Annotated in this window: 18 protein-coding genes; 11 read left to right on the forward strand and 7 right to left on the reverse strand. The window is 62.9% G+C overall.

Annotated features, from left to right (window positions below; translation table 11 throughout):
* Window positions 1-116 precede the first annotated feature (116 nt).
* The 6 genes from BM275_RS17955 to BM275_RS17980 all read left to right on the forward strand — a co-directional run bounded on the left by BM275_RS17955 (window position 117) and on the right by BM275_RS17980 (window position 6,055).
* The gene (locus BM275_RS17955; RefSeq protein WP_090522742.1) at window positions 117-2,609 is read left to right on the forward strand and encodes a sensor histidine kinase; all 2,493 of its coding nucleotides are present in this window, start codon (window positions 117-119) and stop codon (window positions 2,607-2,609) included.
* 148 nt (window positions 2,610-2,757) lie between these two features.
* Window positions 2,758-3,246 (forward strand): 5-(carboxyamino)imidazole ribonucleotide mutase, encoded by a 489-nt coding sequence (purE, locus tag BM275_RS17960; protein ID WP_014822018.1) that lies wholly within the window; start codon window positions 2,758-2,760, stop codon window positions 3,244-3,246.
* A gap of 104 nt (window positions 3,247-3,350) precedes the next feature.
* Complete coding sequence (locus BM275_RS17965) at window positions 3,351-4,436, forward strand: 5-(carboxyamino)imidazole ribonucleotide synthase (protein ID WP_090522701.1); 1,086 nt, start codon at window positions 3,351-3,353, stop codon at window positions 4,434-4,436.
* An 85-nt stretch (window positions 4,437-4,521) separates the two neighbouring features.
* Complete coding sequence (locus tag BM275_RS17970; protein WP_003297756.1) at window positions 4,522-4,773, forward strand: GlsB/YeaQ/YmgE family stress response membrane protein; 252 nt, start codon at window positions 4,522-4,524, stop codon at window positions 4,771-4,773.
* A 51-nt stretch (window positions 4,774-4,824) separates the two neighbouring features.
* Entirely contained in the window at window positions 4,825-5,361 is a 537-nt protein-coding gene (locus tag BM275_RS17975) for a DUF3299 domain-containing protein (protein ID WP_090522703.1), read from the forward strand.
* Between the two features lie 10 nt (window positions 5,362-5,371).
* Complete coding sequence (locus BM275_RS17980) at window positions 5,372-6,055, forward strand: uracil-DNA glycosylase family protein (RefSeq protein WP_090522706.1); 684 nt, start codon at window positions 5,372-5,374, stop codon at window positions 6,053-6,055.
* 100 nt (window positions 6,056-6,155) lie between these two features.
* On the opposite strand, the gene BM275_RS17985 is transcribed toward BM275_RS17980, so the two are convergent.
* From BM275_RS17985 to BM275_RS18000, 4 genes are all read right to left on the reverse strand, one after another.
* On the reverse strand, window positions 6,156-7,145 hold the full coding sequence (locus BM275_RS17985; RefSeq protein ID WP_090522708.1) for a 2-hydroxyacid dehydrogenase: 990 nt from the start codon (window positions 7,143-7,145) through the stop codon (window positions 6,156-6,158).
* 185 nt (window positions 7,146-7,330) lie between these two features.
* The gene (gene alaC / locus BM275_RS17990) at window positions 7,331-8,551 is read right to left on the reverse strand and encodes an alanine transaminase (protein WP_167362176.1); all 1,221 of its coding nucleotides are present in this window, start codon (window positions 8,549-8,551) and stop codon (window positions 7,331-7,333) included.
* 59 nt (window positions 8,552-8,610) lie between these two features.
* Window positions 8,611-9,306: an MOSC domain-containing protein gene (locus tag BM275_RS17995; RefSeq protein WP_090522709.1), complete on the reverse strand. Its 696-nt coding sequence runs from the start codon at window positions 9,304-9,306 to the stop codon at window positions 8,611-8,613.
* Between the two features lie 13 nt (window positions 9,307-9,319).
* Complete coding sequence (locus BM275_RS18000) at window positions 9,320-10,015, reverse strand: glutamine amidotransferase (protein WP_090522711.1); 696 nt, start codon at window positions 10,013-10,015, stop codon at window positions 9,320-9,322.
* A gap of 28 nt (window positions 10,016-10,043) precedes the next feature.
* Between BM275_RS18000 and BM275_RS18005 the strand changes: the two genes are divergently transcribed.
* The gene (locus BM275_RS18005; RefSeq protein ID WP_090522713.1) at window positions 10,044-11,342 is read left to right on the forward strand and encodes an aminotransferase class I/II-fold pyridoxal phosphate-dependent enzyme; all 1,299 of its coding nucleotides are present in this window, start codon (window positions 10,044-10,046) and stop codon (window positions 11,340-11,342) included.
* Window positions 11,343-11,373: 31 nt separating this feature from the next.
* Here BM275_RS18005 and ptsJ read toward each other — a convergent pair whose 3' ends face one another.
* Window positions 11,374-12,669, reverse strand: a complete 1,296-nt coding sequence (gene ptsJ / locus BM275_RS18010) for a MocR-like B6 salvage transcription factor PtsJ (protein ID WP_090522715.1) — start codon at window positions 12,667-12,669, stop codon at window positions 11,374-11,376.
* 150 nt (window positions 12,670-12,819) lie between these two features.
* On the opposite strand from ptsJ, the gene pdxK reads away from it, so the two are divergent.
* Genes pdxK through BM275_RS18025 form a run of 3 tightly spaced genes read left to right on the forward strand, consistent with a single transcriptional unit; the run spans window position 12,820 to window position 15,184 of the window.
* Complete coding sequence (gene pdxK / locus BM275_RS18015) at window positions 12,820-13,695, forward strand: pyridoxine/pyridoxal/pyridoxamine kinase (protein ID WP_090522717.1); 876 nt, start codon at window positions 12,820-12,822, stop codon at window positions 13,693-13,695.
* A 4-nt stretch (window positions 13,696-13,699) separates the two neighbouring features.
* Entirely contained in the window at window positions 13,700-13,960 is a 261-nt protein-coding gene (locus BM275_RS18020; protein ID WP_090522719.1) for a cytoplasmic protein, read from the forward strand.
* Between the two features lie 6 nt (window positions 13,961-13,966).
* The gene (locus tag BM275_RS18025) at window positions 13,967-15,184 is read left to right on the forward strand and encodes an aspartate aminotransferase family protein (protein WP_090522722.1); all 1,218 of its coding nucleotides are present in this window, start codon (window positions 13,967-13,969) and stop codon (window positions 15,182-15,184) included.
* Between the two features lie 258 nt (window positions 15,185-15,442).
* Here the strand turns inward: BM275_RS18025 and BM275_RS18030 are convergent, their stop codons facing one another.
* Window positions 15,443-15,667 carry a DUF2188 domain-containing protein gene (locus tag BM275_RS18030; protein WP_090522724.1) on the reverse strand — a complete coding sequence of 75 codons (225 nt, stop codon included), beginning with the start codon at window positions 15,665-15,667 and terminating at the stop codon, window positions 15,443-15,445.
* A 119-nt stretch (window positions 15,668-15,786) separates the two neighbouring features.
* Between BM275_RS18030 and BM275_RS18035 the strand changes: the two genes are divergently transcribed.
* Window positions 15,787-16,344, forward strand: coding sequence for a nucleotidyltransferase family protein (locus BM275_RS18035; RefSeq protein ID WP_090522726.1), 558 nt, complete (start codon window positions 15,787-15,789; stop codon window positions 16,342-16,344).
* A 21-nt stretch (window positions 16,345-16,365) separates the two neighbouring features.
* Here BM275_RS18035 and BM275_RS22475 read toward each other — a convergent pair whose 3' ends face one another.
* The gene (locus BM275_RS22475; RefSeq protein WP_090522728.1) at window positions 16,366-16,794 is read right to left on the reverse strand and encodes a hypothetical protein; all 429 of its coding nucleotides are present in this window, start codon (window positions 16,792-16,794) and stop codon (window positions 16,366-16,368) included.
* Window positions 16,795-16,865: the final 71 nt, after the last annotated feature.

The raw sequence follows: 16,865 nt of genomic DNA on the forward strand, positions 1-16,865 counted from the left end.
CCTCAACCCACTCACCGCAAAGGCCACTAGCTCGACGCCGCGAGCGCGATGGTATGATCACGGCCTCGCCGCGCCTACTGCTGATTATTCGCCTCGCGCGGCCGCTGGAGCCCACCGTGCCCACCTCAAAGCCAATCGGCCTGCGTCAATGGATCTGGCGGGCCTTCGTGCGCAGCGCGCTCATCCCACTGGTGCTGGTGGAGACCGCGTTGATCGCGATCTATCTGCTGACCAACAACGCCATTCGCGACGCCCAGGTCGAGCATCTGCGCGAAACCGCGCTCAACGACCTGCAGGCGGCGGTAAGTCTTGAGTCGCGTCTGATCAGCGAGCAGCTCAGCCAGGTCAGCTCCCTGACCCAGTTGTATCGCAATCTCACCGCGCAGGCGCTGCAGAGTGAAGCGCCGCAGCAGACGCCCAATCTAGCGCTGAGCGACGACGGGGTGCGCTACAGCCCCAGCGATGACGGCGGTGCCGCCGTGTTCTATTCCAACGCCACTGCCCCCGAGCGGCATGACCTGCAGAAGATCGCCAGGCTGCGGCAGCTGGAGCCGCTGATGAAGGAGATCGAGGCGCGCAATCCGCTGGTCGCCAGCCTCTACTTCAACACTTGGGATAGCTTCAACCATATCTATCCGTGGTTCTTCACGCTCGATCAGTACCCGGCGGACATGGATATCCCCAAGTACAACTTCTATTACCTGGCAGACGCCAAGCACAACCCGTCGCGCGGCGTAGTGTGGACCGATGTCTACCTCGACCCGGCCGGGCACGGCTGGATGATGTCGGCGACCGCGCCGGTGTACCGCGGCGATTTTCTCGAAGGCGTGGTCGGCATCGACATCACCGTCAGCGGCATCCTCGAGCAGATCGGCCAGGTGCAGGTGCCCTGGGGTGGCTACGCCATGCTGGTCAGCGATGATCTGTCGATCATGGCGCTGCCCGAACCTGGCGAAGCGGATTTCGGCCTGGCCGAGCTGACCGAGCATTCCTATCTGGATGCCATCCGCCGCGAGGTGTTCAAACCGGAGGATTTCCAGCTTGATCGCCGCCCGGAAACCGCTGAACTCGCCGCGGCGATCTCCGGGGCCAGCAGCGGCGTACAGCAGGTGATGCTTGGCGGCCGGCCGCAGCTGGTGGCCTGGACCACTGTGGCGCAGACCGGCTGGCACCTGCTGGCGGTGGTCGATGAGGCCGCGGTATTTCGCCAGACCAATGCCCTGGCGAGCCGTTATCAGCAGATCGGCTATCTGCTGATCGCCGGGTTGGTGCTGTTCTATATCGGTTTCTTCGCCCTCATGTGGCTGCGCGCACGCCAGCTCAGCGGCGCGCTGCTGACGCCCATCGCCGGCATCTCGCGGATGCTCGGCGAGATCGGCGTCGGCCGCTGGCAGCCGCAGCCGGCCCAGTCGCAGATCCGCGAACTGGACGAAATGTGTCGCCACACCCAGGACATTGGCAGCCGCCTGGCCTATAGCGAGTCCGAGCGCTGGGAGGCGCAACGACGACTGGAACTGGTGCTGGAAAGCGCAACCGAGAGCCTCTGGGAATATGACATGCCCAACCACCGGCTGCGTATACGCGGCGGTATGGGGACGCGCTTCGGCCTGCCGTCGGGGCAGCTCAGCGATAGCGAGTTCCGTCGCCGTATCCACCCCGACGACTTGCCGCAGGCGCTGGCGCAGATCGAACGCGTCAGCCGCGGGCTGCAGCAGCGCTACGAGGCCGAATACCGCTTCGCCGATACCCAGGGCCACTACCACTGGCTGCTCAGCCGCGCGCGTGTGCTTGAACATGATCCGGATACCGGCGTGGCGAAGATACTGGCCGGTACCCATGTGGATATCGACGCGCTGAAGCGGGTCGAGGAAGAACTACGCGCGGCGACCCTGCAGGCCCAGGCTGCCAGCGAAGCGAAGGGCCGGCTGCTCTCGGGTATCAGCCATGAACTGCGCACGCCGCTCAATGCGATTCTCGGTTTCGCCCAGCTGATGCGCATGGACTGCGACGACGAGAGCCAATCCGAGGCGGCGGAATACCTCGACGAGATCCTGCTTGCCAGCCGCCATCTCAACCAGCTGCTGGGCGAGATTCTCGAGTGGTCCAGCCTGCAGAACGAACCGGCGCAGCTCGAACTGCAGGCGGTGGACGTCTGCAAACTGATGCGCGAGTGCGCCGAACTGGTCTCGCTCGAGGTTCAGCAACGCGGCCTGCATCTGCAATTGCAGTTGCCGGATGAGCCACTGCAGGTGCTTGCCGAGCCGCGTCGGTTGCGCCAGGTGCTGCTCAACCTGCTGTCCAACGCGATGAAGTACAACGTCCCCGATGGCCACATCAGCCTGCGTACCGAAACCAGCCCGGGGCATGTGCGGCTGTTGGTCGAGGATACGGGATTGGGCATCGAGCCCACGCAGCAGGCGCAGGTGTTCGAACCCTTCCAGCGGCTCGGGCGCGAGAACAGCATGATTCAGGGCACCGGTATAGGGCTGTCGCTGTGCCTGGAGTTCGCCCGCCTGATGAACGGCCAGCTGGGACTGCACAGCGAACCTGGCGTCGGCAGCCGTTTCTGGATCGAACTGCCACGCCTGGCGCCTGCTGCGCTGCAGTAGCGCGGGGTACTGGCTGGTCACGCCTTGCGCTATACTGCGCGGCTTTCGCGCGGGCGGCCAAGGTCGGTCCGCGACTGTCCAGGCCACGCTCTTTTGCGTGGTTTGTTGTTCTTGACGCGCCCGCGGGCGCCCAATGAGAGGCACGACGATGAGCGCACTGGTAGGCGTGATCATGGGCTCCAAGTCCGACTGGTCCACCCTGAGCCACACCGCCGACATGCTGGAAAAGCTGGGCATCCCCCATGAAGTGACGGTGGTGTCCGCCCATCGCACCCCGGACCTGCTCTTCCAGTACGCCGAACAGGCCGAAGCCCGCGGGTTGCGCGTGATCATCGCCGGCGCCGGCGGTGCCGCCCATCTGCCGGGCATGTGCGCCGCCAAGACGCACCTGCCGGTGCTCGGCGTGCCGGTGCAGTCCTCGATGCTCTCCGGCGTCGATTCGCTGCTGTCCATCGTGCAGATGCCGGCGGGCGTGCCGGTCGCCACCCTGGCCATCGGCAAAGCCGGCGCGATCAACGCCGCGCTGCTGTCGGCGAGCATCCTCGGTCACGAGTTTCCCGAGTATCACCAGGCACTGAAGAAATTCCGCGACGAGCAGACCCAGACCGTTCTGGACAGCCCGGACCCACGCGTCTGAGCCGACCCTGCCGGCGCGGCGACGCCCGCTGGCGGGTATAAACTTGCTTTCCTGCGCCGCGCGACGCGCGCGCTCGATCTGCCGCCTACTGAAGGGCCGTTGATATGAAAATTGGTGTGATCGGTGGCGGCCAGCTGGGCCGCATGCTGGCCCTGGCGGGCACTCCGCTGGGCATGAGCTTCGCCTTCCTCGACCCGGCACCGGATGCCTGCGCCCAGGCCCTCGGTGAGCACATCCGCGCCGACTACGACGACAAGGACCACCTGCGCCGGCTGGCCGACGAGGTGGATCTGGTGACCTTCGAGTTCGAGAGCGTACCGGCTGAAACCGTGGCCTTTCTCTCGCAGTTCGTGCCGGTCTACCCGAGCGCCGAATCGCTGCGCATCGCCCGTGATCGCTGGTTCGAGAAATCCATGTTCAAGGATCTCGGCATTCCCACCCCGGAGTTCGCCGATATCCAGTCCCAGGCCGACCTCGACGCCGCGGTGGCCAGCATCGGCCTGCCAGCCGTGCTCAAGACCCGCACCCTGGGTTACGACGGCAAGGGCCAGAAGCTGCTGCGCAAGCCGGCCGATGTGAGCAATGCCTTCGCCGAGCTGGGCAGCGTGCCGTGCATCCTCGAGGGCTTCGTGCCCTTCACCGGGGAAGTCTCGCTGATCGCCGTGCGCGGCCGCGACGGCGAAACCTGCTTCTATCCGCTGGTGCACAACAGCCACGAGAGCGGCATCTTGCGGCTGTCGGTGGCCAGTAGTAATCATCCGCTGCAGGCGCTGGCCGAGGATTATGTCGGTCGTGTGCTCAAGCAGCTCGACTACGTTGGCGTGCTGGCCTTCGAGTTCTTCGAGGTCGATGGCGGCCTGAAGGCCAACGAGATCGCCCCGCGCGTGCACAACTCCGGGCACTGGACCATCGAAGGCGCCGAGTGCAGCCAGTTCGAGAACCACCTGCGTGCCGTCGCCGGTCTGCCGCTGGGCTCGACCGCCAAGCTGGGCGAGAGCGCCATGCTCAACTTCATTGGTGAAGTTCCGCCGGTGGAAAAGGTCATCGCCATCGAGGATTGCCATCTGCATCACTACGGCAAGGCCTTCAAGGTCGGACGCAAAGTTGGCCACGCCACCCTGCGCTGCCCCGATCGCGCCACCCTCGACCGGCAGATCACCGCCGTAGAGACGCTGATCCCGCATTCCTGACGCCCGGCCGTCAGGCTTCGGCGAACGGTGACAGAGCCCTCGGGTCCGATTGGTTACCCACCTTTCGGACCTCAGGAGCTTATCCATGGGCATCATCGGCACCATCATCATCGGCCTCATCGTTGGCCTCATCGCGCGTTTCCTCAAGCCCGGCGACGACAGCATGGGCTGGATCATGACCATCCTGCTCGGTATCGGCGGCTCGCTGCTGGCGACCTATGGCGGACAGGCGCTCGGTCTGTACCAGGCGGGCGAAGGCGCAGGCTTTATCGGCGCGGTGGTCGGTGCGATCATCCTGCTGGTCATCTACGGCATGGTCACCAGCCGCAAACATTGATCCACCGGGGGCCGCGCCCAGTGGCCCCGTTCTCTCTCATGTAGTTGCCTTATGCGCACATTCGTCCTCTCGCTGCTCTGCTGTCTCGCACTTGTTTCCCACGCCCAGGCCACGCCGCCCGAACTCGACTGGCTCGAGCTGATGCCGCCCGAGGACCGCCAGGCGCTGGAGGAAATGCCCGAAATCGACCACTCGACGCCGGAAGATGCCGGCTTCAGCGATCAGGGCGGGCTGAAGCAGGACGCCGGGCTGCCGGCGGTGATGTACTCGGCCAAGACCGTCGCCGAACTGAATGGCCGCGAGATCCGTCTGGGCGGCTATCCGGTGCCGCTGGAGAGCGACGCGCGCGGGCGCAGCACCGAATTCTTCCTGGTGCCCTATCCGGGCGCCTGCATTCACGTACCGCCGCCGCCGCCGAACCAGATCGTGCTGGTGCGCTACCCGAAGGGCATCGCCCTGGAGGACATCTACGCGCCGCTGTGGGTGGACGGTCGCCTGCAAATCGAGCCGGTCAGCAACGATCTGGCCGATGCCGCCTATGCGCTGGAAGCCGCCGCAGTCGAGCTGGTCGACGAAAGCGACTTCTGAGCCACAGGCAATGACGCTACCCACCGAGATATGTCAGGCGCTGCGCGAGCTTGCCGCGCACACCGATGGCATCGATCGACCGGTCTACCAAGCATTAGAGCGTGATCCGCTGGAGCCAATCATCGGTCTTGGCGACGCCGATGCGCCGCTCTGCTTTTTCGGTCGTGACCCAGGCCGCGAGGAGGTCCGCCATGGCGAGCCCTTCATCGGCTCCGGCGGGCAGATCGTCCGCCGCGTGCTCTATCGCCACCTGCATGGCGAGCAGATGCCGGATTTCGAGGCGGGGCGGGCGCTGGGGCGGCACTACTTCTGGATCAACACCGTGCCGTACAAGCAGGTCGGCAACAAGGCCTGGTCGATGGCAGTCAAGCGCCGCTTCCATCCGCTGATGCGCCAGTTGCTGGTGGACAACTGGCGCGGGCGGCACATCATCACCCTCGGGCGCGAGGCGTTCCTCTGGTTCGGCATCGACCAGACGCGTGAGACGCGCCAGCGCCTGCAAGACTTCTGGCAGCGTGAGGACCGCTTCACCGCCAGCGTCGACGTCGAGCTACAGGACGAGCAGGGGCGGGCCCGAACCTTCACCCTGCACCCGCTGCCGCATCCCTCGCCGTTGAACCAGACCTGGTTCAAGCGCTTCCCGGTCCTGCTCAAGGCGCGCCTGCGCCAGCTCGACGAAAAACCAGCCCGTTAGTGGCCTTTGCTAAGTTCAGTTGGTCAATTTCGGCGCCATGGCCCCGATACTGTGTTGCTGCTCATCCGAACTTGCCTCAACCTACCCACCGCACAGGCCGCTAGCCGCTGACCTGATTGCTGATCTGCCCGGCCTGCCAGGCCGCGACATTGCCCAGCGTGGTGCCTGCGATCGCAGCCAGCGCCTCGTCGGTGAGAAATGCCTGGTGCGCGGTGACGATGACGTTGGGAAACGACAGCAGCCGCGCCAGCACATCGTCCTGCAGCGGCAGGCCGGAGTGGTCCTCGAAGAACAGCCCGGCCTCTTCCTCATAGACGTCCAGCCCCAGATAGCCGAGCTGGCCGCTCTTCAGCGCGCCGATCAGTGCCGGCGTGTCGATCAGCGCGCCACGGCCGGTGTTGATCAGCATGGCGCGCGGCTTCATGGTCGCCAGGCTCTGCTGGTTGATCAGGTGGCGCGTCTGCTCGGTCAGCGGGCAGTGCAGGCTGACGATATCGCTGCTGGCGAGCAGCTCGTCGAGCGCCACATAACGCATGCCGAGGCGCTCCAGCTCCGGGTTGGGGAAGGGGTCGTAGAGCTGCACCTCGCAGCCGAAACCGAGCATGATCCGCGCGAACACAGCGCCGATCTGCCCGCTGCCGACCACGCCGACCCGCTTGCCGACCAGATCGAAGCCGGTCAGCCCCTGCAGCGAGAAATTGCCCTCGCGGGTACGGTTGTAGGCCCGTGGCAGGCGCCGGTTGAGTGCCAGGATCAGCGCCACGGTGTGCTCGGCCACCGCGTGCGGCGAATAGGCCGGCACCCGTACTACCGGTAGGCCGAGGCGCTGGGAACAGGGCAGATCGACGTGGTTGTAGCCCGCCGAACGCAGGGCGATCAGCTGCGTGCCTCCAGCGGCGAGCCTCTCCAGCACGGGCGCCGACAGCACGTCATTGACGAACGGGCAGACCACCTCAGCGCCCGCGGCCAGCGCCACGGTGTCGGGATCGAGGCGCGATTCGAGGAATTGCAGCTCGAAGCCATGTGCCTGATTGGCGGCTCGGAAGCTGTCACGGTCGTAGGGCTTGCTGCTGAACAGGGTGATACGCATCGGGAGCCTCGTTGAATAGGGCGACTGCCCACAGGGTGCGGCAGTTGTCGGCCGAGGCCAAGCCGATTCGGAAGGGGATGTACTTCACTGCGTCAGCGCGGTACGCAGCGTCTGCACCTGCCGGATCGCTTTCCTATCTTCTTACGTTACCGTCTGTGCTAGGCGACTGATGCGCGGAGGCCGCGTTAAATAGAGCCATCGGCTTTCAGCATTGATCGAATCCCGCGCAGCGCCTGGCGGATGCGGCTCTGGTTTTCTATCAGCGCGAAGCGGACGTGATCATCGCCATACTCGCCGAAGCCGATCCCGGGAGAGACCGCGACTTTGGCGTCTGCCATCAGCTTTTTGGCGAACTCCAGCGAGCCCAGGTGCTGATATCGCCCAGGGATTTTCGCCCAGACGTACATGGTTGCCTTGGGTTGCTCGACCATCCAGCCGATGGCTCGCAATCCTGAAACCAGTACATCTCGGCGGACTTGGTAGGTTTCAGCGATCTCTTTCACGCAGCCCTGGTCACCCTCCAGTGCGGCTATTGCGGCAACCTGAAGCGGGGTGAACATGCCGTAGTCGTGGTAGCTCTTGATTCGCGCAAGCGCGTTGACGAGTTCGGCATTGCCCACCATGAAACCAACGCGCCATCCGGCCATGTTGTAGCTTTTCGACAGCGTGAAGAACTCGACTGCTACATCCTTGGCTCCAGGTACCTGCATGATCGAGGGGGCTTGCCAGCCATCGAACACGATGTCCGCGTAGGCGAGGTCATGCACGACCAAGATGCCGTATTGCTTGGCGAGCGCGATCACCCGCTCGAAGAAATCGAGTTCGACGCATTGCGCCGTCGGGTTCGACGGAAAGCCAAAGATCATCATCTTCGGTGTCGGAATGGACTCACGAATGGCCCGCTCCAGCTCGATGAAAAAGTCCACGCCTGACACAAGTGGAACGGAGCGAACTTGAGCGCCGGCGATCACCGCACCGTAGATATGGATCGGATAGCTTGGATTGGGCACTAGCACCGTGTCTCCGGCGTCCAGCGTCGCGAGCATCAAGTGCGCCAGCCCTTCCTTGGAGCCGATCGTCACGATTGCCTCGGTTTCCGGATCAATCTCCACGTTGTATCTGCTCTGGTACCACTGGGTGATCGTGCGGCGCAGCCGGGGAATGCCTTTTGAACTCGAATACCCGTGCGTGTCGTCCCGCTGAGCGACCTCACAGAGCTTTGCCACGATATGTGGCGGCGTCGCGCCGTCTGGGTTGCCCATAGCGAGATCGACGATGTCCTCCCCTCTGCGTCTCGCTTCGAGCTTCAGCTCTGCGGTTACGTTGAAAACATATGCAGGTAGACGGTCAATTCGGCTGAACGCCATTTTGGATGGCGGGGTGGCGGACTGGTTGTTATTGGACATTTGGATCTCGAGAATGAAGGCGGATATCCGAGCGGGAACGCGTGTGGCCAGTTGTTTTGCTAGCGGCTGGATTCCGGCCCACCCAGACGCTTGGCCCAGGACTCAACGGTGCTGGTCTTGATGCGATTTTCCACAATCTTCTGCCAGGAGGGCGGCAATCGAAGCGACTGCAAACGCACTAGTGCGTCCAGGTCCATCGTGTTGATGTAGAGGAGTTGCAGCACGCTGCGCAGTGGCCACTCGGGGTGTGGGCGATCGAGCAGGTTCAGCGTCGCGCCGGCTTCGATGACGCCCGGCTCAAGCACTCGGTAGTACCAGCCAACTTTGCCGCTACGCTGCATTTCGAGTGCTGCGCCCTTGGTGCCAAGCCGATCATCGAGCTTCCAGCAGGGCTGGCGAGTCTGCGAAACCTCCAGCACTGTGGTTCCGCACGAGAGGATGTCGCCCATGCAGATGTTTTCTTCGGTTAGCCCTACGGTCGATAGGTTTTCGCCAAAGGCGCCGGGAGCGCTTAGTAGCGGCCGATCACCGAACGTTTGCCTCCAGTGGTGATAATGCTCGTACGGGTAGTGGTGGATGGCCTTGTCCGGCCCGCCATGCACACGCCTATCACCTTGCTCGTCACCTTCGAGCCCCTCAAACCCGACCCTGACCGACCCTGTGCGCGGTCTTTTATCGATTCCACTGAAGGTCTCGGGCCGCGTGAATGGCACAGCTGTTCCGGTCATGATGGTTTGAATCTTCCCGAGTAGCATCTATGCGGCTCCGTCAGTTCCTATCCAGCCAGGACGCGAACACCGTCTGCGCGGCCGCGAGCAGTTCGTCGGCGCATGCCTGCGCCTGCTCTCTGAGCACTCGTGGGTCGAGCTTGATGCTGTCGAGCTCACCTGCGTGGCCGACCAGCCAATGCTCAATACGCTGCGGATTGGCCTCAAGGTGGAATTGCAGGGCGAGAACCGAGTTGCCTACGGAAAACGCCTGGTTCGGGCAGGTGTCGGTTGCTGCCAGGCGCGTCGCTCCCTCTGGGATTTCGAACTGATCGCCATGCCAGTGCAGTACCGGCACGCCGCTACTCAAGGGCTCAAGGCAGGACTGCAGACCTTCGTCCGTGAGCGATATCGGCGCAAAGCCGATCTCTTTTCTCCCCATGGGGCCGACGTTGCTGCCCAGTGCTCGTGCTATCAGCTGAGCGCCAAGGCAAACTCCCAGTATTTTCTTGCCGCGCTGAAGCCGCTGTTCGACGAACGAAAGCACGGATTTGAGGAATGGGTACTTCGCTTCGTCGAAAGCCCCTATCGGGCCGCCGAGAACGATGACCAGATCGTGGGCTGACGGATCGAGGCCCGCAAACGAGTCGAGGTTCGCGTCCAGTGTTTCGATCTTGTATCCACGTCCATCAAGAATCTGCTGCAGCGAGCCGAGATCTTCGAAAGCGAGAAAGCGAATGACAAGGGCGGTTTGCATTTATGTACCAATACAATAGAATAAATGTATGAATACAATAGCTAGCGGATCGACCGCTGTCGAGATCGCTGAGTCGATCGAACAGCAAATTCGTTCGGGTTTTTACCCGGATGGCGCCCTGCTGCCTGCCGTCAGATCACTCGCACAGCAGCTTCAAGTCAGCCCAAACACTGTGGCGGCGGCCTATAAGCTGCTGCGTGATGCCGCCCTGATAGTTACCGACGGACGGCGCGGTACGCGTGTGGCGAGCGAGATGCCGACGGCCGAGACGCAAACCACCATTCCGGAAGGTTTGCGGGACATGGCCTCTGGAAATATTGACGGGGCTACACTGCCTGCCATTGAGTCTGGCTGGCTCACGGAAAGCCAGTCCGGCTATGACGTGCAAAGTAATGACCCACAGCTGCTTGATGTTGCGGGCCGGTGGCTGGCTGAGCAGAGAATTCCCTGTCAGCAGCTGGGCATCTATTCGGGAGCGCTCGACGCCGTAGAGCGCGCGCTTCGCCTGCGTTGCCGGCCAGGAAACAAGGTAATCGTGGAAGATCCTTGCTGGCCGCCAGCGCTGGCATTACTGGCGAGCCTGCGACTCAAGGCTGTTCCCGTCCCGGTAGACGAAGAGGGCGCGATGGTCCCCTCTACTGAAATCCTTCGCTCGGCGGCGGCGGTCATCTTGACGCCGCGTGCGCATAATCCCACCGGGTTTTGCATAAGCGAGCGTCGATGGAAAGAGTGGCTCGACAACCTTGCAGATGCGCCCGATACGCTGCTCATTCTTGACGATCATTGGGGGCCGCTCAGCGTTGCCGAACCCTTGAACTTCAGTCGTGAGCCTCTTAGTTGGGTCTACGTTGTATCGGTCAGCAAATTCCTGGGGCCTGACCTGCGCGTTTCGGTGGTCACAGGCACCCCCAGCGTGCTCAAGAGCATGCACCACCAGCAGGCCCTCGGCCCCCGGTGGGTCAGCCTGTTGCTACAAAGGCTTGCAGGACGCCTCTGGCAAAAGATGCTCGATAGCAGTCGCCTATCGGCAGTGGGGGCTGAGTATTTGCAACGGCGTTCGGCTCTGGTCCGGGGGCTGAACGACTTAGGCGTAGCCGTGCCCACTCAGGGGGAGGGCTTGCATGTGTGGTTGCCTGTCTCGGACGAGACCTCTGTGGTCCAGACGCTGGCATCGCTGGGCTGGGCCATCCAGGCGGGATCGCCGTTCAGGCTGGAAAGCCCGGCGGCTGTACGGATCAGTATCGGCAACCTGAACCCTATCAGCGTGCCGGCTTTGGCGCGCGATGTTGCTCATGCATTGAAGCAGCGTCGCCGAACGGTTAACTGAACGAGTGCAGCAAATCACCTGGGGCGCTGGGTCATTGCATGCAAAGGCTCAAGTCTTCGGCGAAACGGGCCGCCTGGTTCGCGTCCATCGTCGAGGTAGTGATACGGATGCCGCGCACCTGCTCTTGCACGGTGAAGCCCGTGCCGCTGCGCACGACCCAGCCTCGCTGGGCCAGATGGAGAATGATCGGCTCGACATCTTCATCAAGCGGCACCCAGACGTTGAGCCCATCACACGGATGTCCGGCCCGTACACCATGGGTACTCAGTGCGGCGATCAGAAGATCTCGGCGATGCTTGTAGTCCGCTCGAGCGCGTTCGATTTGCGCTCCGACCAGTGGCGAGGTCAGGCAGGTATGAGCGATATCTTGCAGAAGGTGACTCACCCAGGTTGTGCCTGAAGCCAGCCGCAATCGAAGCCGCTGTGATGTTTCCCGATCGCTGCCGATAGCAGCGAGTCGCAGATCCGGGCCAAGCGCTTTGGATACGGACCTGATCAGCGCCCAGCGTCGGCTGGATGCGGGGATGACCTGGTGGAATTGCGCTTCGGATAACAGTGCGAAGTGATCATCTACAAGCACTAGAACCTGAGGGTGTCGTTCAAGCACGGCGCGTATTTGTGCAGCCCGCTCAGCGCTCAAACTCGAGCCGGTAGGGTTGTGAGCGCGAGGGGTGATCAGCACCGCCTGCACGCCCTTCGCCAAGGCAGCATCAAGCCCGTCGGCTTGCAACCCTTGCTCGTCGACAGGTACGCCGACTGCCTGCAAGCCAGCGATGCGCAGCGTGTTGATGCTACTGATGAAGCAAGGGCTCTCGACCACAACCTTGTCGCCAGGCACCAGGTAGGCGGCCAGCAGGCGCTCAACTGCGTCGACAGCGCCATGGGCCAGGTCGATTTCCGGAGGCGAGGGGCAATCGTCAGCCAACCATCGATAGGCTACGTCGTGAAAGCCCGGATCAACCGGCGCGTCGCCATAGAGTCGCAGGCGCGGTTGCCGCTGTGCCAGTGCGAGCGCCGGGTCAGGTAGCCATAGCGAATTCGGGTTGCCGCTCGATAAATCGGTCAGTCGAGAATGACCGATACCGCCTTCCTGCTCACCGGGCCCGACTGTTTCGCAAATAACCGTGCCCAGGCGACCTCGGGTCTCGGCAACGCCTGCCGCGACCAGGCGCTTATATGCAGCGGCGACGGTATTGCGATTGACCCCAAGCTCCGATGCCAGTTGGCGAACGGGCGGCAATGTCTGGCCGGGACTCAGCTGTTGCGCCTGCACCTGGCTTCGTATCGTTTCGAAGATGTCGTTTGCGGTCTTGCTTATAATTTTCATATTGTCCTATGACAATGTTTACTTGAGCACAGGACAATCTTACACTTTGCCAAAGCGGTTGCTACCTCATGGGCTATCGGATCGACGCAGCTAGAGCTGCGAACCGCTTCAGCCGTGGATCACCAGCAGGCTGCAATTGGATTATGTGTGATGGCTGTGAGCATCGATTTCGCCGGCGTTTCGGGTACTGAGCCGCTTCCACTGGACGTGATCTCGATTCAATCGCAGGTGGTCTATGGGTGCGTTGGTAACAGCATCGCGGTGCCTGTCCTGCAGGCAAGCGGTCTCTGCGTTGGCGCCGTGCCCACTGTCGTACTCAGCAATACCCCCCACTACCTAACCCACCATGGCGGTGCGCTTCCGACCAGCTGGTTCGCCGGTTACCTGAAAGATCTGGAGGCGCGCGGCGCCTTGCGTTCGGTGAGAACTGTCCTCGTGGGTTATCTGGGCAGCACCACGCAGGCGGCGGTCCTGGCCCGTTGGTTGGGCACGGTATTGGAGAAATTTCCCGATATACGCGTCCAGTTGGACCCGGTCTTGGGTGATGACGACTGCGGTATGTATGTAGAGCCGGCCATGGTGAATGCCTTTCAGGCTCATTTGCTTCGGTTCGCCCACGGGCTCACGCCCAACGCATTCGAGCTGGCTCGGCTATCCGGCCGCCGTGTCGAGACCGTTGAACAGGTTATCGATGCCGCACGCAGCCTGCTGACCGGGCGTACTCAGTGGGTTGTCGTCACCAGTGCCGCTCAACATGAGTGGCCAAACGAACGTATGTACGTGGTGGTGGTGACGAAAGAGTCTGCAGAGGTGATCGAGCACGAGCGAGTCAGCGTATCGCCCAAGGGTACCGGCGATTTTTTCAGTGCAGCCCTGGCCGCCTCATTGCTGAGGGAATTGGAGCTTACCCACGCCGTCAAGTTTTCCTGCCGCCAAGTCATTGATTCCCTTGCCATTACACGCCAAAGCAATTCGGCTGAGCTGCGCTTGCCTGCATTTGGCACCTCTCTCTTCGCCAAGGAATGACCCCATGCCCGTCTATCGTCTGAACATTCGCCGTGACCAAAAGCATCTAGGTCATTTTGAGTCCGATGCGCCATGGGCTTTGGAGGCCGTACAAGACATCGCTCAACGTCTGCCTGCGGCCGAGGGCTATTGCATCGAGATGCAGGTATCCGATGGCGAACGGCGCTACCTGGAGGTCGGGCCCAGCGGAATCCGAGTACTGGGTACGGAGCGCAGCTTCAGGCCCGTAACGCAGCGTTCAGCGCTTCTCTCGCCAGCGGAGTGAAGGGGCATGGACGGTCAAAGCTCTCATCTGATGCATGCTTATGCCAGGCAGCCGGTTTACTTCACCCACGGGAAGGGCGCCCGCCTCTGGGACACCCACGGGCGCGAATACCTCGACGCCATCGCGGGGGTTGCCGTAACCAATCTCGGTCACTCTCACCCTGAAATAACCGCCGCCGTTGCCGATCAGGCGGGTCGTTTGATGCATACCTCGAATCTGTTCGGCATCGAGTGGCAGGACTCGCTCGGTTCGAGGCTTTGTGCGATATCCGGAATGCGTCGAGCGTTTTTCTGCAACTCGGGAGCGGAGGCAAATGAGACGGCGCTGAAACTGGCGCGCTTGCATGCAAGCCGGCGAGGCGTGGCCCATCCGCTCGTAGTGGTAATGGAGAACAGCTTTCACGGCCGCACACTCGCAACGCTGGCCGCAACCGGTAACCCCGGCGTGCAGCGTGGCTTCGAGCCACTTATGCCGGGATTCATGCGGGTGCCATACGCCGACATCGACGCGGTAAGGACGCTCGCGTCGCAGTTCTCAAATATCGTCGCGGTGCTGGTCGAGCCAGTCCAAGGCGAGAGCGGCGTACGCATTGCGCCGATTGAGTACATGCAGGCGCTGCGCGACCTTTGCACGGCGAACGACTGGCTGTTCATGGTCGATGAGGTACAGACCGGCTTCGGTCGCACCGGGGCATGGTTCGGGTATCAGCATGCGGGAGTGTTGCCGGACGTGATCACCTTGGCCAAGGGTCTTGGTAACGGCTATCCAATCGGTGCGTGTCTAGCCAGAGGCACCGCGGCGGACCTCTTCTCGCCCGGCCACCACGGCTCTACTTTTGGCGGCAACCCGATGGCCTGTCGAATTGGCTGCACCGTCGTCGATGTGATGGAGCGAGATCGCATACCGCAACGTGCGAGAGTCATGGGGCAGCGCCTGGAAGGCGCTCTTCGCCAGGGGCTCGCGGGGTGTGAAGGCGTTGTAGCGATTCGCGCACTGGGGCTGATGGTAGGCATCGAGCTCGATCGTCCATGTACCGAGCTGTTGACCTGCGCATTGAAGGATGAGGCCCTGCTGATCAGCGTTTCGCGGGAAAGGACGATCCGCCTGCTGCCGCCGTTGATCTGCTCCGAAGCGGAGATCGATGAAATAGCCGCCCGCCTGTCTCGCCTGGTTTGGCAGTGGTCGCGGCGCTGCGTCAGCCAGTGCGTAAGGGATGCGGTGTGAGCAAGCTTACCCCGCATCGCCGGATTCTCGCCGGCGTCTTGTGCGAGGGTGCTATGAGGCAACGCAGCCTGGCCCGCCGCCGAAGCTCGATACAAGGAGCTGCGCTTGCCTACGGCGCTGAAGCGCATGTTAGATGTCGCAGGGCCGGGGTCTCCGCCGAGCTGCCGATGAGTGCGGTCGGCTGGCTTAGCCTGCTTACCGTTGGCCAACAGCGTTTTCCGGCGGACAAATGCCGCGTATCTGTCTCCGCTACACCCCTCAGCCCCTCGTCTGATGCGGGTCGGCACTGCGCGGGTAGGTCCGCTCCTCCTGGATGCTGCCGTCCTTCTTGTGAATCTTCACCGAGGCCGTTTTGCCTTCGAGGAAGGTTGCGGTCACCTGCAGCATCTCATCCTTGGTCGCAGCGGTCTTCGAAGCGCGGGTCGCCCCCTGCTTGCGCAGTTCCCAACCGTTATCGGTGGCGTTGATGTGGTAGTTGTCCATGCGTGCCTCCTCTGACGTGATGCAGGTTTAGAGGGCCGTCGGCCGGGGCGGTTCGCCGAGTCGCGCACTGGCGGCGTGCAGGCTGATAGCCTGTGCGGCCAGCCCTCGCGGAGCACCTCATGCACACACACGCCCGATTGCGCGCCATCATCACGGCCGACCCGCCGCGCATGCGGGTGCTCGATCTTGTGAAGGCGCTCGCCCTGCCGGATTGCTGGGTGGCTGCAGGTTTTGTGCGCAGTGCGGTGTGGGATCACCTGCATGGGCGTGACAGCAGCCCGCTGCCTGCGGATATCGATGTCATCTGGTTCGACCCCGACCGGCCCGACAAGGCGCTGGATACCGGGCTCGAGGCGGCACTGCGGCGCTCCGACGGCTCGCTCAACTGGTCGGTGAAGAACCAGGCCCGCATGCACCTGCACAACGCGGATCAGCCCTACCGGTCGGCAGTGGACGCGATGACCCACTGGCCGGAAACGGCCACTGCAGTAGGGGTGAGGCTGGGAGCGCTGGAGGAGATCGAGGTGGCGGCCCCGCTGGGGCTGGACGATCTGTTCGATCTGATCGTCCGACCCACGGCGGCCTTTCGAGCCGGCAAGCGACAGGTCTATCTGGAGCGCCTGGCCACGAAGGGCTGGTCTGAAACCTGGCCAGGCCTGCGCATTCGGCAGGACTGACCGGCAGCGCCGTTCTGCGGGCTAGATGAACGCCTGCCGCGCTACGCCACGAGGCAGGCGATTGCGCCCCGGCAACTGCTCCAGGCGCTTCTGCCATTCGGCGCGTGCGGACAGGATGGAAGCCGGCTTCGCTGTCGTTGCTGGCGCAGTCGGGGCGGTCTTTACCGGCGCTGCGGGCGCACTCGCTGCAGTTTTCGCTGCCGCTGCGGGGGCCGTCGTCGCTGTCTTCGCCACGGCTGCGGGTGCACCCGCCGTGGTCTTCGCCGCCTTCGCGGCAGCCCTCAGTTCGGCGAGGCTCGGTGTCTTTCGTACAGGCTCGCTCACAGCCTTTTCCACGCTGCGCAGGCACAGCTTGCAGGAAACCTGAGCGGCATCGCCGGAACTGTTGAGGCTTGAGCCGGTGCGCCCGCATGCGACATTCCCATTGGGCGCGGAATAGTGAATCACCACCGTACTGTCTCCTGAATTTCGGGGCGCGGGATTCTACACGCTCGATCCAACCAGGCAATGCCGGTGGTAGA

This window comes from Stutzerimonas kunmingensis, assembly GCF_900114065.1.
Taxonomy (GTDB): Bacteria; Pseudomonadota; Gammaproteobacteria; order Pseudomonadales; family Pseudomonadaceae; genus Stutzerimonas; species Stutzerimonas kunmingensis.

What these genes read in the sequence shown, in the direction of transcription:
- BM275_RS17985 (WP_090522708.1), bottom strand. Translation starts at nt 7,145, where the DNA reads ATGCGTATCACCCTGTTCAGCAGCAAGCCCTACGACCGTGACAGCTTC.
- purE (WP_014822018.1), top strand. Translation starts at nt 2,758, where the DNA reads ATGAGCGCACTGGTAGGCGTGATCATGGGCTCCAAGTCCGACTGGTCC.
- BM275_RS18020 (WP_090522719.1), top strand. Translation starts at nt 13,700, where the DNA reads ATGCCCGTCTATCGTCTGAACATTCGCCGTGACCAAAAGCATCTAGGT.
- ptsJ (WP_090522715.1), bottom strand. Translation starts at nt 12,669, where the DNA reads ATGAAAATTATAAGCAAGACCGCAAACGACATCTTCGAAACGATACGA.
- BM275_RS17970 (WP_003297756.1), top strand. Translation starts at nt 4,522, where the DNA reads ATGGGCATCATCGGCACCATCATCATCGGCCTCATCGTTGGCCTCATC.
- BM275_RS17965 (WP_090522701.1), top strand. Translation starts at nt 3,351, where the DNA reads ATGAAAATTGGTGTGATCGGTGGCGGCCAGCTGGGCCGCATGCTGGCC.
- alaC (WP_167362176.1), bottom strand. Translation starts at nt 8,551, where the DNA reads ATGTCCAATAACAACCAGTCCGCCACCCCGCCATCCAAAATGGCGTTC.
- BM275_RS18035 (WP_090522726.1), top strand. Translation starts at nt 15,787, where the DNA reads ATGCACACACACGCCCGATTGCGCGCCATCATCACGGCCGACCCGCCG.
- pdxK (WP_090522717.1), top strand. Translation starts at nt 12,820, where the DNA reads ATGGCTGTGAGCATCGATTTCGCCGGCGTTTCGGGTACTGAGCCGCTT.
- BM275_RS18025 (WP_090522722.1), top strand. Translation starts at nt 13,967, where the DNA reads ATGGACGGTCAAAGCTCTCATCTGATGCATGCTTATGCCAGGCAGCCG.
- BM275_RS17980 (WP_090522706.1), top strand. Translation starts at nt 5,372, where the DNA reads ATGACGCTACCCACCGAGATATGTCAGGCGCTGCGCGAGCTTGCCGCG.
- BM275_RS17995 (WP_090522709.1), bottom strand. Translation starts at nt 9,306, where the DNA reads ATGCTACTCGGGAAGATTCAAACCATCATGACCGGAACAGCTGTGCCA.
- BM275_RS18000 (WP_090522711.1), bottom strand. Translation starts at nt 10,015, where the DNA reads ATGCAAACCGCCCTTGTCATTCGCTTTCTCGCTTTCGAAGATCTCGGC.
- BM275_RS18030 (WP_090522724.1), bottom strand. Translation starts at nt 15,667, where the DNA reads ATGGACAACTACCACATCAACGCCACCGATAACGGTTGGGAACTGCGC.
- BM275_RS17975 (WP_090522703.1), top strand. Translation starts at nt 4,825, where the DNA reads ATGCGCACATTCGTCCTCTCGCTGCTCTGCTGTCTCGCACTTGTTTCC.
- BM275_RS18005 (WP_090522713.1), top strand. Translation starts at nt 10,044, where the DNA reads ATGAATACAATAGCTAGCGGATCGACCGCTGTCGAGATCGCTGAGTCG.